Below are 16,240 nucleotides of genomic sequence, written 5' to 3' on the forward strand. Positions count from 1 at the left end.
CATGAAAGAATCGACCCGTAGAGCTGTTATTTTTGCGGTAATCGTGATCGGCGGATCGGTGATGATCATCTTCGATCTCCCCACTTTCTACCTCGTTCTCGGGATCGTCATCCTCGGAATCCTCCTCCTCTTCCTGACCGGCGCAATAAAAATCCCTGCAATCAAACTGGCCCGAAAACCCCGGGCGAAGAAAACGGCATCCGGGAAGGAGCCCGTCGCACCATCTCCGAAAATAAAAGAGAAAAAACCGAAGAAGGAGAAGACTAAAGGTCAGGACACCGTCTCCGGGGGATCGTTTTCCCAGGCGTTCTCGATGCTCAAACTTGACCTCCGGCGACTCTTCCGGTCAAGCAAAGAGAAAACAACTCAGACGAAGAAGATCGACGAGCTGCTCGAAAAATCGATCAAGGGCGAAGAAGTCTCGTCTCTTGCAACTATCGTTCCCGAGCTCGCCCCTCCCCAGAAAAAAGGAATATCCGACCCGTTTTCAGAACTCGTGAAGGATCCGCTGAACCCTGACATGATTAACGATCTCCCGCTGGACGAAGATATCCCGCTCGCGAATGAAATGGACCTGGGGGACGATTTTTCCGGGGAAATCTCCAGTGAAACGGAGGATAATTTTGACCTCTCGCACCTGGATATCGAGATCGGTGAGAACGAGTCTTCTATTGCCATTGATGAGGAGGAGGATGACGAGGTCGCGGACATTCTCGCGGCACACCAGGATATGCTCTCGGAGGAAGAAGGTTCGGGAGTGGACCCCTTCACCTCCGGCCTGGATGGCCTAGGGGATATCGACCTTGGCGAGGTGGATCTCGATCAGGACATCGGCCAGGCGGGGACAGGGCAGGCCGGGGGAGATCGCCCCGCTCCGGCAGCTTCACCGGCAGTGGTGAGTGCGGTTGCTTCGCCGTCCCCTGCGCCCTCCCCGATGCCGGTGGTAAGCGGAGGAGGACCGGGTGGAAGAAGCGATTCGAACGAGTACGACATGGTCTCGTTCGGCACCGGCCACAGGGAAGACGATGACCTTATGGCCTCCCTTAAATCCGACGCGAAAGGAGTAAAGAGGCAAAATAATCTCAGCCTTCTTCGCGACCTGAAAGATGTGCGGGTCCCGGCCTCGGATCTCGAAAAGGAACTTGAGGGGATAGTCAGGTCGAAAAAACAAAGAGATTGATGCACGAATGTTGACGTATCAGCGAGGGATGAGTGAATCATGACCGAGGTCCCGGTAAAGATTGAGAAGGACGGGCAATGGGTGGTGACGAAGGTCGACGTCCAGCAGGATGCGATGCAGATCAGCGAGCCCGTGAACCGGAAGATCCCGTATAAGTCGATCGTGGACCTTGTAGAAAAGAAGAACGTTCTCCTGATTACGCTGAAAGGCGAACCTGGCGAGGTCATCCGGGTCGCGAGCGTAGAAAAGGTGCTGCAGGCATTAAAGCGGGTCATCATCATGTCCTGCAGCGCCTACCGCCTGACCGCGTACTTCATGTCGCCTGCGGTGAGGGGCGGGGTGATGGTCACGAATGCCCAGTGGGAAAAAGGTGCGATCGCGGTCCTCAAATCGAGCATCTGGTTTGTCAGCCAGAATAAGCAGGTCTCGGTCCCCCTCCGTGAGGTTGCCGGGATTGAACTGACGAAGCGTGAGGTGCAGAACAAGCAGGTCGATGTGGTAAAGATAGACCACCTTGAGAATACCGAGGTGGTCACGAGTTTCGTGCTCTGCCCGCTTTCCACCCTCAATGTGCTGTTCAATTTCTTAAAAGACGCCACCAAGGACATGGACATGGCAGGAAACGAGCTCGATGCGCTCGGTGCCCAGGTCGGGATGCTCATCTACAGCGGAATGGACTCACATGCCATAGAGAACATGTTAAACGTCTCTCACAAGGACCTTGACACCATCTATGACAAGTTGATCCAGCTGGGACTCGCCGAGGTGATGTTCGTCAGGAAAGAGGTCCAGCTGACCCCGAAAGGGGTGCGTTACATCGCTGAAGCGGTGAAACCCCCGCAGTGATTTCCATTTTTGCGCCGGAAACATGATTTTGTAATCTTTCATTCCCCGGTTGTCCGGACCCTCACGAGAAAGGATCCCCGCAAACGATGCCGTGGTAAAATCCCGCGAGAGTTCCTCACGTGACAGCATGGCGTATTGTGGCTAAAGGTTACCTACATATAATTCTCTTGCGAAATTCTATTTGATCTGTTATGGGCAGAATTTTGATCGTCGATGACACCCTCTTCATGAGGACCCTCCTTAAAAATATCCTGTTTTCCGGGGGGCACGATATCGTCGGAGAAGCCGCGGACGGCGATGAGGCAGTGGCCAAATACAGGGATCTGAAACCCGATCTGGTGACAATGGATGTAGTGATGCCGAAAGTAAACGGTATCGAGGCCCTCAAACAGATCCGGGCGATGGATCCCGGTGCACGAGTGGTGATGTGCACCGCGGTCGGGCAGGAGCAGATGGTGAAGCTCGCCATCAAGACCGGTGCCAGGGGATATATCGTGAAACCATTCCAGGCCCCGAAAGTGCTGGAAGAGATAAAGAACGTGCTGGGTTCATAGGATGATCAGGGTCCTCGTGGTGGATGATTCGCTCTTCATGCGTACCCTCATCAGGGATATGCTGGAGAAGGATCCCGAATTCCAGGTGGTAGGGACCGCCATCGACGGCCAGGACGCGCTTTCGAAGATCCGGGACCTCTCTCCGGATATCATGACCCTCGATATCGAGATGCCCAGGATGGACGGACTGACCGTCCTCCAGAAACGATCCGAATGCCCCCGTTTTCCAAAAACCCTTATGCTTTCCTCCCTGACCACCGCGGGGGGCGAAATGACCAGGAAAGCAATGGAACTCGGCGCCGATGATTTCATGCTCAAACCAAGGGACGTGCGCGGGGTCCGGGGAATTGACAGGGAACTCCGGGACAAACTTAAAAACCTCATCAATATTTCCTATCCTGGAAAGAAGCTGATTCAACGCCAGAAAATCGCGAACCGCGCGGTGTTCGTCGGCTCTTCGGCAGGAGGGCCACCCATGCTTGACGTGCTCCTCTCGAAAATCCCCGCCCCCCTGGAAGCAGCGCTGGTCATCACCCAGCATATGCCGGAAGGAGGTTTTACCGCATCCCTCGCGACGCGCCTGAACCGTGTCTCCTGCATGCCGGTGAAAGAATCCGAGAACGGGGAGCACCTCATGGAAGGAACGGTATACGTATCGAAGGCAGGGTACCACTCCATTATCACGGGCCTTCTGAACGAACGAGGACGCCGGGGAGGAATGATCGTCCACGCCCGTTCGGCCCCCGTGCACAGCGTGCGACCGGCGGTCGACAAGACCTTTTCAACCGGTGCGACGGTCTTTGGTGACCGGTGTATCGGGGCGATACTCTCCGGGATGGGAAACGACGGCGGAGAAGGGATGGCCGCGATACGGAACGGCGGGGGAAAGACCCTGGTGTGCAGGGAAGAGGACTGCCTGGTCTGGGGTATGGCCCGATCGGCCATTACACGGAACAGTGTCGATATGGTGCTCCCCCTGGGGGAGATTGGAGGCCAGATCGTAAAAATGCTCGAGGAGATGGAGAACAATGTCCGATCTTGAGAGTTATCGTGCGCTCTATATTGCGGAGTCCAGGGAAAACCATGAGACGATCGTGAAAAATCTTCTCATCCTGGAGAATGAAGCGGATGAACAGGCCATTGCCGAGATCTTCCGGGCCGCACATTCCCTGAAGGGGATGTCCGCATCCATGGGCTTTGCCGGGATGGAGCGACTCTGCCACGCAATGGAAGACATTTTCCAGGAGGTCCGGAGCGGGACCCTGGAAGTGCACCCCGACCTTATCGACCTGCTCCTCGCCGCCGCCGACGACATGGAGTCCCTGCTCGATGAGATCGAGGGAGGCGGGGAAGGATCGCCGGAGACGGTGGATCAGCGGATCAGGCAGCTGAAGGAATGGGACCGGCGGCCGGATAAGGGGGGTGCCGGGGACGCCGCTGCGATACAGGACATTTACGAGCAGGAACTCTCAGATACCACGCAGGTATCCGGTACACAAGAAGGCCTCCATACCTACCTTTTACAGGTCCAGCTCAAAAGTTCGTGCGACAATAAAAACCTGCGGGGAATGATCGTCCTTTCAAACCTCGATGAACTGGGAAAAGTCGTCGCAACAAACCCTTCCCGGGAGATTATCGAGGATGGCGTGTTCGACGGGTTCTTTGAAGTCTCAATCGCCAGCGATGCAGGGAAGGAGGCGCTTGAGGCGATCACCTCAGGCAGCGAGGTCGAGAGTGTCGTCATCATCGGGCAGGAAGTCCAAAAACCTGCGCCTCCAGATGCAGGGACTGAAACCGCGGAACTGCGGTCGGTTCAGGAACGAGGCGAGGTCGCGGTCGAAAAAGGAGAGAAAACCCGCGAGATCAGGAATATCAGGGTCGATATCGCCAGGCTTGACCAGATGATGAACCTGGTGGAAGACCTGGTGATCAACCGGGGCAGGATAACCCAGATCGCGAGGAAACACCAGATCAAGGAGCTCGACGAGACGCTGAATATGGTAGGGCGATCCGTCTCGGATCTCCAGAACCTGATGATGAATATCAGGATGATCCCGCTCAACCACATCTTCAACAGGTTTCCCCGGGTGGTCAGGGACGTGGCCCACCGGGAAGGCAAGGAGGTGGAGTTCGTGATCGAGGGGGGAGAGACCGAACTTGACCGGAGCGTGATGGACGGACTGAACGACCCGCTCCTGCATCTGATCAGGAACGGCATAGACCATGGCATAGAAACCCCCGAACAGAGGGTGTCGGAAGGGAAACAAAAGAAAGGGCTTCTCCGGCTCTCCGCGCGGAGGGACAAAGACAACGTGATCATCACCGTCGAGGACGACGGCAGGGGGATCGATACCACCCGGGTCCTGCAAAAGGCGGTGCATAAAGGACTCATCGATCCCGAATCCGCGGCCACGCTCTCCAGGGAGGAGATATTTGACCTGCTCCTGCTCCCCGGATTCTCCACCGCCGAGAAGATCACGGATATCAGCGGCCGGGGCGTCGGCCTTGACGTAGTCAAAAACGCCATTGAATCGCTCAAAGGGACCATAAAAATTGAATCCGAGATCCACAGGGGAACGAAGTTCGAACTCCTCCTTCCTCCCACCATGGCGATCGTGAACGTGATGATGGTCCGGATAAACGACCACCGGTGCGCCATCCCGGTCAACAACGTGGTAGAAGTCGCGAGCCTTAACAACCTCAAGATCCATCACATCGGGACACAGGAGACCATCATGCTCAGAAACGAAGTGCTGCCTCTCGACAGGCTCGACGATATGTTCGGTGCTTCCCGGAGGTCAGAGATCCTCGTGGTGCTCCAGTACCAGAACAGGAAGCGGTCGATCGCGGTGGACCTTATCGAAGGCCAGCAGGAAGTGGTAATCAAACCGCTCTCCACGGTCATCGGGATGTGTAAAGGGGTGAGCGGAGTGACCATACCGGGGGATGGGGAGGTCGTCCCGGTCCTTGACGTGAATTCAATCCTGAAAGAGGCGTGAAAATATGTTATTGAACAGCCAGCAATGTGATGCACTGAGGGAACTTGGAAATATCGGGGCGGCCCATGCCGCAACAACCCTCTCGACCATGCTCATGACCAATATCGAGATGGATGTACCGGATATCAAGGTGATCGATATCTCGCAGGTTCACCAGTATGTCAGCGACGAGCTCGCCGCACTGGTCCTCTTCGAGATCACAGGAGAGGTTTCGGGCGGAGGATACGTACTTCTGCACATCCCCAAGAATTCGGTCATCCGGCTCACCAATGCGATGCTTGGCATGACGGAGCAGGACCGTGAACTGACTGAGATGGACGAGAGTGCGCTCCTCGAGATCGGCAATATCATGGTCTCTGCGTTCCTGGACGCGACGGCAGGGCTGCTCAATATCATCATGCTCCCCTCCCCTCCGTCTCTCACCATCGATATGCCGCATGCCGCAGTTCAAAGTATCCTGGCGTCGGAAGGATTTATGGATATCAACGAAGTAGTCCTCTTCCGGACGGAACTGCGGAGCGATCAGCACAAGATCATCAATAACCTGTTCCTCCTGCCGAACGAGCCTATGCTCGACGAGATCGTGACAATGCTCGAAAACCTCTTAACCACCGCATCGGAGTCCCCGGGTACTTCATGAGTAAAGAACAGCCTGATCCCCAGACGGTAATAATCGGCATCGGTGAGTTCCTGGTAGGAAAATTACCGATGTCGTCCATAGGCCTCGGATCCTGCATAGGCCTTGTGTTGCATTCCCGTACCGGAGGCATCGGGGGGATGGCACACGTGATGCTGCCCGATTCCCAGGGGAGGGAGGACCGGCCGGGTAAATTCGCCGATACCGCGGTTGAGATCCTGGTAAGCGAACTCTCCGCTGCCGGGTGCAGGCCCTCACAGATGGTGGCCAAGATCGCAGGCGGCGCCTCGATGTTCAAGGGTTTTTCGGGGAATCTCAACATCGGAGAGCGGAATACCGAAGCTGTTCTCGTGGCCCTGAAAGGGAAAAATATCGAAGTGGCCGGAAAAGACGTGGGCGGGACGATGGGAAGAACGGTCACATACTATCCGGCACTCGGGGGAAGAATGGTAGTCCGCTCTGCCGATGGAACGTTAAAAGAGTTGTAGAATATTCAGGGCAGGGTTCCCTTCAGATACCACAGATCGGCGTATGCTTGAAAATCACGAATTTACGGATACCCCGAAAAAATCGCAGATCCGTGTCCACGAGAAAATATCCCAATCCATGGACACTTACTAATTGCAGGTCCGCTCATACCTTGAAAAATACCGATCTGCCGGAACCCTAAAAATCAAGGAATAAATACCGCGGCCGCTATCACCGTGGTCCATAACCCGCTTTTATCGCCCTGTGCCGTCTGGCATACCTGCTGGGTTTTGATAATCTTCCCGCTCGCTTTATAGATCTGCTCCCGCTCCTGCCATGCCATGTCGATATCGAACTCGATACCCAGCGTGGTGGCGAGCATTGTTGCCGCAAGATCCTCCGCGTAATCGCCGGTTCTCTCGGCGGTCTCTCCGAATGCATGATGTTCCGAGAGATACCCGTATGAGTTGGGTTCTTTTGGAAGTGCGAGACCGACTGCGGCTGAAATCAGCCTGTTCGGTTCGTTCGTTTCGTTCTTTGCCATGACGCAATAGGTTATCTCGCCCGCTTCCAGCAGGTTTGTTCCTTCTTCGACTGATACCTGCCGGCAATTGGGCGGAAAGATACTCGAGACATATACCAGGTTGTACTTCTCGATATTCGCCTTCCGCAGGGCAAGTTCAAAAGAGGCGAGACGGTCTTTATGGACACCCATCCCCTTGGTGAAAAAGACCTTAGTCGGCACTGCCATGCAATATCTTTATCTTTTTTTCTTCTTTAACTTTGCTGATTCTGAAAATGAGGGTTTTAATTGAATTTCCGGTGCCGGATATCCCCCGGTGGCCGCCGGGGATTTTTATGAACTCCGGGGTTATACCAATGAACTTTGCGGTTCAATGACCCTCTCCAGGGGAATGGAAGGTATTTATTAAACGGATTCTATAGTACACTTGCTGACACCTGATCAGCACCGAGATAGAGGAGGAATCAAAGATTAGATTTTCAGCGTTCCCGATCATCCTGGGAGCTCTCGTGGTATGCCTCGCGTTATGCAGCCCGGTTGTTGCAGACCGCCCGGTCAACCAGACACCCGAGACCCAGGGGATCGTGACCAGCACCGCGATCGAATGCGTCGGCACGGTGACCAACACCGCCTCGATGGTCTGGACCGTAAGCAGCGAAGCAGTCAATGGTGCCCCGCTCAGTGCGTCGGAAAACATCGCGACCACTTCCTACAGCGAGAACACCATGGCGGTCGACGGCTACGTCCGGTACGTTAAGGAATTCGGCCTCGATACCTCGAACCAGGTGGCAAACACCAACAACGTGGAGTCAACCCGGATCATCGAGTTCGATGCCGCAGCCGATGGCAATCCCATGGGAAGGATGATCTCTTCCGAGGACATCCTGATCGATACCGCGGGCAACCCGGCATCTACGGCGGCAAATATGATCTGCCCCTTCGGATCCTCCAGCAGCAGCTCCATTCCGGCCTATTGCAACATCATCCAGGCAGGAAGCGACATTGACGTGACATCGGTCTCGGTGGCCACTGAGGCCTCCTCGAGGACCGTTGCAGCGTCCGCCGATATACCGGCAGCGCTCTCCTACCATATCAGGGCAACGGGCCTGGGCGGAGAACCTGCACAGGGATCTATCAGTGCCTACATACGGTCTCACATCCAGGAAGGCCGTGGCGACAGCACTGACAAGGCGGAAGACATGATGTTCGAGGAGCGAACAACCGCCAGCGGTGAGATCACGCTCTTTGACAAACTGATGGAATATCAGTCCGGCATGCGCCGAGTCTAAGAGCTCCACACACTCCTTTTTTATTCCTCGTGAGCACCGGGCGATGTGCATTTCCGGGATTTGGTCCCATGGCGTCACACCCTGATACCGGTGTGGAAATAATCCCTTCTTCATCCTGTTTGCACATCCGTCACCTATTATAACTGATTGCACCAATTTAATATGGAAATCATGAAGGCGGTTCTGGGTCTGGAAGACGGGACCTATGTAGTCGGTGAAGGGTTCGGTGCGGAGGGGGAGCGTTCCGGGGAACTGGTCTTTTCCACCCAGATGACGGGGTACATGGAAGCGCTCACCGATCCGAGTTACCACGGGCAGATCCTGATGTTCACGTTCCCCACCATTGGCAATTACGGGGTTGACAGGAAAAATTTCCAGCACCCCCGTGTCTGGGCCATGGGGTGTGTGGCCAGGGAGATCTGCGAGAAACCTGCAGCACTGCCGAATATGAGAGATTTTTTCGAGGAGAACGGCCTTCCGGGCATTATGGGCGTGGATACCAGGATGCTCACCATTAAGACCAGGGTAAAGGGGACCATGAGGGCGACCCTTGTCGTAGGGAACGACGACGGGGAGTACGCCGTCGCATCAGCACGGGAAGCCCCGTCCATCTCGCTCGAGGAACTGATCCCCGAGGTCTCCTGCCGGGCACCCTACCGGGTGGAAGGAAAGGGAAAGAAAATTGCGGTCATCGACCTTGGAATTAAAAAGAACATGGTTATATCGCTCAGGAAAAGGGATGCGGACGTCTACGTATTCCCCCATGACGTGAAAGCAGACCAGGTCATGGACTGCCGCCCCGATGCCCTTTTCATCAGTAACGGGCCGGGCGACCCTGTCCATGCCCGGCATGCCATCGAATGCGTGAAGGAACTGGCAGGGACGCTCCCCGTATTCGGCATATGCATGGGAAACCAGGTGTGCGGGCTCGCCCTCGGCGCGGAGACCTATAAGATGAAGTTCGGCCACCGGGGAACGAACCAGCCCGTCCGGTACAAGGACGGGAGCATTTACATCACCACCCAGAACCACGGGTTCGCGGTCGCCGCCGATACCCTTCCCGAAGGCAGCGCGCTCCTCTATTCGAACGTGAACGACGGGACCCTCGAAGGGTTCGAGGACCCCTATCTTGACATCACCTGTGTCCAGTTCCACCCTGAAGCGCATGGAGGACCACGGGATACAGAGATGCCGTTCTTCGACACCATGTTCCGGAGGCTGGACTGAATATGCCCAGGCTTCCGCACATTAAAAAAGTCCTCCTTATAGGGTCGGGACCGATCCAGATCGGCCAGGCGGCGGAATTCGACTTCTCCGGCTCGCAGGCTTGCAGGGCGCTCCGGGAAGAAGGAGTGAAGGTAATCCTGGTCAACTCCAACCCGGCCACCATCCAGACCGACCCCGAGATGGCGGATGAGATCTATATTGAACCCATTAAAGCCGACATCATCGCCGAGATCATCAAAAAAGAACGGCCGGACGGGATCCTGAGCGGCATGGGCGGCCAGACCGGCCTGAACATGACCGCGGAGCTCGCCGAACGCGGTGCGCTTGAGGGCGTGGAGATCCTCGGCACCCCCCTCGAGGCCATCTACCAGGGGGAAGACCGGGAGAAGTTCAGGGCACTGATGCACAGGATCGGGGAACCCGTACCCACCAGCATGATCCTGAACAGGCTGGACCAGCTCGGGGAGGCGCTCTCGGTCGTAGGGCTTCCCGCTATCATCCGGCCGGCATACACCCTTGGGGGCGCCGGAGGCGGAATTGCCCACACCCCTGATGAACTCGCCCGTATCGTCGAGATAGGGCTTTCACGGTCGCGTATTCATCAGGTGCTCATCGAGGAGAGTGTCGTAGGCTGGAAGGAAGTGGAGTTCGAGGTGATGAGGGATGCCTCGGATACCTGCATCATCGTCTGCGGTATGGAGAACGTGGATCCCATGGGGGTCCACACCGGGGAGAGCGTGGTGGTGGCACCGATCCTGACCCTGCGCGACGACGAGTTCCAGCTCCTCCGCAGTGCGGCGATCAAGATAATCCGGGCGCTCGACGTGCAGGGAGGATGCAACATCCAGTTCGCCTTCAAAGACGGGGATTACAGGATCATCGAGGTGAATCCCCGGGTATCGCGTTCGTCCGCGCTCGCTTCCAAAGCCACGGGATACCCCATCGCCCGTGTGGCGGCGAAGATCGCCATCGGGCTCCGGCTGGACGAGATCACCAACAGCGTCACGGGATGCACACCGGCGTCCTTCGAACCGTCCATCGACTACGTGGTGGTAAAGGTACCCCGCTGGCCGTTCGACAAGTTCAAGAGCGCCGATCGTACTCTGACCACCGCGATGAAGAGTACCGGCGAAGTGATGGCCATCGGAAGGTCCCTCGAAGAAGCGTTTAAAAAAGCGCTCCGGTCGCTCGATACCGACGTGACCCGCCATACCAACCCGAGTGAGATTCGGATGATCCTCTCCCGGCCGACGGACGAACGGTTCCATACCCTCTTCGACGCGTTCAGGTCGGGGTTCACCCTGGAGGAGATCGCCGGACTCACCAATATCACCCCCTTCTTCCTGGAGAAGATGCGGAATATCGTCGACCTGGAAACGCGCCTCGCCACGTTCCCGACAAGGAATGATATCGCGCTCGCAAAGAAATTCGGCTTTACCGACGCGGAGCTGGCGAAACTGACCACCAGGAGCTGGGAGGAGATCGAAGGCGTGGCGGGCAACCCCACCTACAAGATGGTGGACACCTGTGCCGCGGAATTCCCCGCGACCACCCCGTACTTTTACTCCACCTGGGAGAGCGAGTGCGAAATTGTTCCCTCCGACCGGCAGAAGATCCTGATCCTGGGGTCCGGCCCGATCCGGATCGGGCAGGGTATCGAGTTCGACTATTGCACGGTCCACGCGGTGCAGGCGCTCAGGGAAGAGCATGTCGAGGTGCATATCGTCAACAATAACCCCGAGACCGTATCCACGGACTTCGATACCTCGGATCGGCTCTTCTTCGAGCCGATGACTCTCGAGGATATCGTCAACATCCTGCTCAAGGACAATTATTACGGAGTAATGGTCCAGTTCGGGGGTCAGAACGCGGTGAACCTTGCGGTTCCTATCTACGACGAGATCCACCGCCTCGGCCTGCAGACCAGAATTCTCGGGACCACCCCCGATTCCATGGATATCGCAGAAGACCGGGACAGGTTCAGCCTGCTCCTGAAGAAACTCGAGATCCCCAGTCCACCCAACAGCAGCGCGTATTCGCTCGAGGAGGCCAGGGTCAAGGCTGCAGCCATCGGGTACCCGGTCCTCGTCCGCCCGTCCTACGTCCTCGGGGGGAGGGCCATGGAGATCGTGCACGACGAGGTGGAGCTGGAGAGCTACATGAAAGAGGCGGTCCGGGTGAGCCGCCATCACCCGGTGCTGATCGACTCGTTCCTCCAGAACGCGGTCGAACTTGACGTGGACGCGGTCTGCGACGGTGAAGAGGTCCTGATCGGGGGGATCATGGAGCACATCGAGGAGGCGGGAGTCCACAGCGGGGACTCGGCGTGCGTGATCCCCACGCAGTCCCTCTCTCCCTCGATCCTGGAACGCGTTCGCGACTATACCCGGAGGATGGCCCTCGAACTCGGAGTGGTCGGCCTGGTCAACATCCAGCTTGCGATCAAGGACGACGTGGTCTACGTGCTGGAAGCAAACCCCCGTGCGAGCAGGACTGTACCCTTCGTGAGCAAGGCCACCGGACTCCCCCTCGCTAAGATCGCGGCGAAGGTGATGATCGGGAAGAAACTAAAAGACCTTGGCTACGCGGAACGCCCCATCTGCCACGTCGCGGTCAAGGAGGTGCTCCTCCCGTTCAACAAGCTGCCCGGTGTGGACACGGTGCTCGGCCCTGAAATGAAGAGCACCGGCGAGGTCATGGGGATCGATTACGACTTCGGGCGGGCGTATTACAAGGCATCCGTCTCAGCGGACAACGAGCTCCCGGTCGAAGGGAACGTCTTCATCTCGGTATCCAGCGACCAGAAGGATGAGGTGATCGATATCGCCAGGAAACTGAAGAACCTGGGACTTTCCCTGTATGGAACGTCGGGTACCGTCGAGTACCTGACCCAGGCCGGGATCGAGGCGCACCTGGTGCGAAAAGTCCAGGAAGGTTCGCCGAACGTGATCGATATGCTCCGGAACGGGGAGATCCGCCTTATTGTGAATACCCCGATGGACAAGCAGTCCCGCCAGGATCACTACCAGATCATGCGGGTCGCAGTCGATTATGGCGTACCGTACATTACCACGGTCCAGGCCGCAAGGGCCGCGGCGCTCGCAATCGAAGCCATCAAAAAATCGAAGATCACCATCGAACCCCTGAGCCACTATAATCCTTCGCGATAGCGCCTGGGACTTTTTTTCCCCTTTCCGCTCATGGGGATGGCCTTATAATCAATCGCCCCGAAAAAGTACCTGGAGAATCGGAATCGATAATACCGCGGGACGGGCCGGCAGGTAATGCTTAAAAGTCCGGTATTTCCGCCTGTCCCGAACAAGGAGCACGACAATGGGTAAAGGAACCATAGTAATGGCATACTCCGGAGGGCTCGATACCTCCATTTGCATCCCTCTTTTAAAAGAGCGATACGGGTTTGACAGGGTGATCACCGTAGCGGTCAACGTGGGCCAGAGGGATGAGGAGATCGCAATGGCCACCGAGAAGGGGAAGAAACTCGCCGATAAGCACTATACCATCGATGCAAGGGAACAATTCGTCAACGAGTACGTGTTCCCCGCCATCCGGGCGAACGGGTCCTACGAGGGATATCCCATGGGGACTGCGCTTGCCCGCCCCCTGATTGCGGAGGAGGTCGTCCGGGTGGCAATGGAAGAAGGCTCCCACAGTGTGGCACATGGGTGCACGGGGAAGGGAAACGACCAGTTGCGGTTCGATTTCATCTTCCGGATGGCCGGACTCGAGGTTATTGCACCCATCCGTGAGCTGAACCTCACCCGCGACTGGGAGATTACCTATGCGCAGGAGCACAACATCCCGGTGACCGTGGCAAAGGAAAAACCGTGGAGCATCGATGAAAATATCTGGAGCAGGAGTATCGAGGGCGGAAAACTCGAGGACCCCGCATATCACCCCCCCGAAGAGATCTATGGCTGGACCGCGGCGCAGGAGAAAGCCCCCGACACCCCGGAGATCATCTCCCTGCAGTTCCTGAAAGGTGTCCCGGTCGCCCTGAACGGCCAGGCAATGTCCGGGCTCGACCTGATCCGGACCCTGAACGTCATCGCGGGGAAGCACGGCATCGGCCGGAGCAACATGATCGAGGACCGGATCCTCGGTCTCAAGGCCAGGGAGATCTACGAACACCCCGCGGCAACCGTCCTCCTTACAGCTCACGCCGACCTTGAACTGCTCACCCTCACCCGGCAGGAGCTCTCGTTCAAGCGGATGGTGGACGACCGCTGGTCGGAACTCGCCTACATGGGCCTGGTGCACGAGCCGCTCTTTTTGGACCTGAACGCGTTCATCACCCGCTCACAGGAGAATGTCAGCGGACGCGTGGACGTGAAGCTGTACAAGGGATCCTGCAGGGTGCTCGGACGCTCCGCGCCGGAAGGGCTCTATTCCGAGGAGCTTGTGTCCTTCGACAGCGGGGCCCTGGACCAGTGCCACGCCATCGGGGTCTCCGCCTATTACGGTATACAGGCACGGATGAACAAAAAGAAATAATTTTTTTAAAGGATCTTTTTCCCGGCGTTCGGCCCGGGAGCACAATCGAAAATTTCCTCGATATGCATGACAATCAGCGATTTCGCAGGGAGCTCGGGCTTTTTATCGTGCACCATCTTCCGCATCTTCTCGTAATCGGGACCCGACGTCTTGATCTCGACCTTCCCCTTCAGCTGGAGACATTTCTTGCTCTCCGGCTCCCAGGCGTACACCGCGATCTTCGGGTTCTCCTTGAGGTTTGCGAGGGTCTTGTTCATGAAATTGTCCGCGAGCCAGAGGGTATCGTCGCTTACCATGACCACGAATGCTATCGGAGCGACGTTCGGCACTCCCGCTTTCGAGGCGGTCGCAACCGGGAAAAGTTTCACCTTGGAGAACGCCTCTTTCATCTCTGCCGTCATTTTGACCATTTTTTCACCATCCGGATATCCGGCACGGCGCTGCCGTAGTAGTGCCATCAACCTGCAAGACTTTATTTTTTTGGTTTCCAGGGGATGAGGCGGATGCCCGGGTTCACGAGGCTGATCTGTAGGGGAGGAGGACCGGATTTTCAACGAGTATCAGGTCCCGAATGAATTTCCGGGTTCAGAGTTGAGCATGTCGCTATTATTACCAGGTTCACGTGGAAGGAGGGTTATAAGAATGAATTAGTAACAGGATTGATGGTGCCCTAAGAGTAAGGGTTCACGAGGAAGGCCGGTTATGAGGAGGAAAGGGCCTTGGGGGGGTCAGGAAGCTAAAAGCCAAGGTTCACGAGGAAGGCCGGTTCTGATGAGGAAGGGGCTTTGGGGGGGGGATCAGGATCCTAAAAGCCAAGGTTCACGAGGAAGGCCGGTTCTGATGAGGAAAGGGCTTTGGGGGATCAGGATCCTAAAAGCCAAGGTTCACGAGGAAGACCGGTTATGAGGAGGAAGGGTGACGTATGAGCGTTCCTGCATACCTTGAAACATGGAAAAGCGGGGAACTGGCCGGAAAGGTAGAGCGGGCCCTCTCGCAGCTCGATTCATGCACCGTCTGCCCAAGGGACTGCGCCGTTGACAGGGCCGCCGGCGAGCACGGCTATTGCGGGATCGGCCAACATGCACGTATTGCCAGTTACGGCCCTCATTTCGGAGAGGAGCGACCGCTCGTCGGGCGTTTCGGATCGGGGACAATCTTCTTCTCGGGATGCCATATGCGGTGCAGGTTCTGTCAGAATTACCAGATAAGCCAGCTCCGCTATGGAAGCGAGGTCTCCGCTCCTGAACTCGCCAGGATCATGCTGGAACTACAGGACCGGGGATGCATCAACATCAACCTGGTCTCGCCCTCTCACGTCGTCCCCCAGATCCTCGAATCGCTCCCGATTGCCGTCGAAGGAGGTCTCTCCATCCCCCTGGTGTATAATACAGGAACCTTCGACCGCATTGGGACGCTCGAACTGCTGCACGGCGTCGTAGACATCTACATGCCGGACGCGAAATACGGGAGCGACGAAATTGCCCGCGATCTCTCTGATGCCCCCGGTTACACGGAGATAATGCACGCGGCACTAAAGGAGATGTACCGCCAGGTCGGGAACCTGAAGACAGAGAACGGCATCGCGACACGGGGAATGATTATCCGCCACCTGGTCCTTCCGGGAGACCTCGCGGGGAGCGGGGAGGTGATGCGGTTCATCGCCCGGGAGATTTCAACGGATGCATACGTGAATATTATGGACCAGTATTACCCTTCCTGGAAGGCCAAGGAGACCGGTTATTCAGGAACCCCGCATGAATCGCTTCTCGGAAGACGTATTACTGACGACGAGTACCGGATTGCACTCGAAATTGCAAAAAAAGAGGGGCTTCACCGGGGATTTCCCGGGGCGGACGAGTAATTCTTATGGACTGGATCCTGCCAGGTTGAATTCATGGGAACCATATGCTCAATAAATGAATTTTCGAAAAAAAATGGCTAATGAACAAGATATTTCCTATTCCGCTTCGCTAGGTCGGTATGATGCCTGCACCTGGTCTCAATT

At 56.6% G+C, this 16,240-nt stretch carries 14 protein-coding genes; 12 read left to right on the plus strand and 2 right to left on the minus strand.

The window, feature by feature from the left end; translation table 11 throughout:
- Position 1: 1 nt before the first annotated feature.
- The 7 genes from J2741_RS02180 to J2741_RS02210 all read left to right on the plus strand — a co-directional run bounded on the left by J2741_RS02180 (position 2) and on the right by J2741_RS02210 (position 6,704).
- Positions 2-1,180, plus strand: a complete 1,179-nt coding sequence (locus tag J2741_RS02180; protein WP_209673413.1) for a hypothetical protein — start codon at positions 2-4, stop codon at positions 1,178-1,180.
- A gap of 39 nt (positions 1,181-1,219) precedes the next feature.
- Positions 1,220-2,026, plus strand: coding sequence for a CheF family chemotaxis protein (locus J2741_RS02185; RefSeq protein WP_209673414.1), 807 nt, complete (start codon positions 1,220-1,222; stop codon positions 2,024-2,026).
- Positions 2,027-2,217: 191 nt separating this feature from the next.
- On the plus strand, positions 2,218-2,580 hold the full coding sequence (locus tag J2741_RS02190; protein ID WP_209673415.1) for a response regulator: 363 nt from the start codon (positions 2,218-2,220) through the stop codon (positions 2,578-2,580).
- 1 nt (position 2,581) lies between these two features.
- Entirely contained in the window at positions 2,582-3,622 is a 1,041-nt protein-coding gene (locus J2741_RS02195) for a chemotaxis protein CheB (protein WP_209673416.1), read from the plus strand.
- Positions 3,609-5,579, plus strand: a complete 1,971-nt coding sequence (locus J2741_RS02200) for a chemotaxis protein CheA (RefSeq protein ID WP_209673417.1) — start codon at positions 3,609-3,611, stop codon at positions 5,577-5,579. Before J2741_RS02195 ends, J2741_RS02200 begins: the two co-directional genes overlap by 14 nt.
- Positions 5,580-5,583: 4 nt before the next feature.
- Positions 5,584-6,219: a chemotaxis protein CheC gene (locus tag J2741_RS02205; RefSeq protein WP_209673418.1), complete on the plus strand. Its 636-nt coding sequence runs from the start codon at positions 5,584-5,586 to the stop codon at positions 6,217-6,219.
- The gene (locus tag J2741_RS02210; RefSeq protein ID WP_209673419.1) at positions 6,216-6,704 is read left to right on the plus strand and encodes a chemotaxis protein CheD; all 489 of its coding nucleotides are present in this window, start codon (positions 6,216-6,218) and stop codon (positions 6,702-6,704) included. The genes J2741_RS02205 and J2741_RS02210 overlap by 4 nt, the downstream gene beginning before the upstream one ends.
- Before the next feature lie 185 nt (positions 6,705-6,889).
- Here the strand turns inward: J2741_RS02210 and J2741_RS02215 are convergent, their stop codons facing one another.
- Complete coding sequence (locus tag J2741_RS02215; RefSeq protein WP_209673420.1) at positions 6,890-7,435, minus strand: pyruvoyl-dependent arginine decarboxylase; 546 nt, start codon at positions 7,433-7,435, stop codon at positions 6,890-6,892.
- Positions 7,436-7,716: 281 nt separating this feature from the next.
- Between J2741_RS02215 and J2741_RS02220 the strand changes: the two genes are divergently transcribed.
- The 4 genes from J2741_RS02220 to J2741_RS02235 all read left to right on the plus strand — a co-directional run bounded on the left by J2741_RS02220 (position 7,717) and on the right by J2741_RS02235 (position 14,235).
- Positions 7,717-8,496: a hypothetical protein gene (locus tag J2741_RS02220; RefSeq protein WP_245249348.1), complete on the plus strand. Its 780-nt coding sequence runs from the start codon at positions 7,717-7,719 to the stop codon at positions 8,494-8,496.
- A gap of 171 nt (positions 8,497-8,667) precedes the next feature.
- Positions 8,668-9,723, plus strand: a complete 1,056-nt coding sequence (gene carA / locus J2741_RS02225; RefSeq protein WP_209673421.1) for a glutamine-hydrolyzing carbamoyl-phosphate synthase small subunit — start codon at positions 8,668-8,670, stop codon at positions 9,721-9,723.
- Between the two features lie 2 nt (positions 9,724-9,725).
- Positions 9,726-12,893 (plus strand): carbamoyl-phosphate synthase large subunit, encoded by a 3,168-nt coding sequence (carB, locus tag J2741_RS02230; protein ID WP_209673422.1) that lies wholly within the window; start codon positions 9,726-9,728, stop codon positions 12,891-12,893.
- Between the two features lie 163 nt (positions 12,894-13,056).
- Positions 13,057-14,235 (plus strand): argininosuccinate synthase, encoded by a 1,179-nt coding sequence (locus J2741_RS02235; protein WP_209673423.1) that lies wholly within the window; start codon positions 13,057-13,059, stop codon positions 14,233-14,235.
- A 5-nt stretch (positions 14,236-14,240) separates the two neighbouring features.
- On the opposite strand, the gene J2741_RS02240 is transcribed toward J2741_RS02235, so the two are convergent.
- On the minus strand, positions 14,241-14,645 hold the full coding sequence (locus J2741_RS02240; protein WP_209673424.1) for a pyridoxamine 5'-phosphate oxidase family protein: 405 nt from the start codon (positions 14,643-14,645) through the stop codon (positions 14,241-14,243).
- Positions 14,646-15,157: 512 nt separating this feature from the next.
- Here J2741_RS02240 and J2741_RS02245 point away from each other — a divergent pair.
- Positions 15,158-16,096 (plus strand): radical SAM protein, encoded by a 939-nt coding sequence (locus tag J2741_RS02245; protein WP_209673425.1) that lies wholly within the window; start codon positions 15,158-15,160, stop codon positions 16,094-16,096.
- The last annotated feature ends 144 nt before the right edge of the window (positions 16,097-16,240 follow it).

Source organism: Methanolinea mesophila, from assembly GCF_017873855.1.
GTDB classification, from domain to species: domain Archaea; phylum Halobacteriota; class Methanomicrobia; order Methanomicrobiales; family Methanospirillaceae; genus Methanolinea_B; species Methanolinea_B mesophila.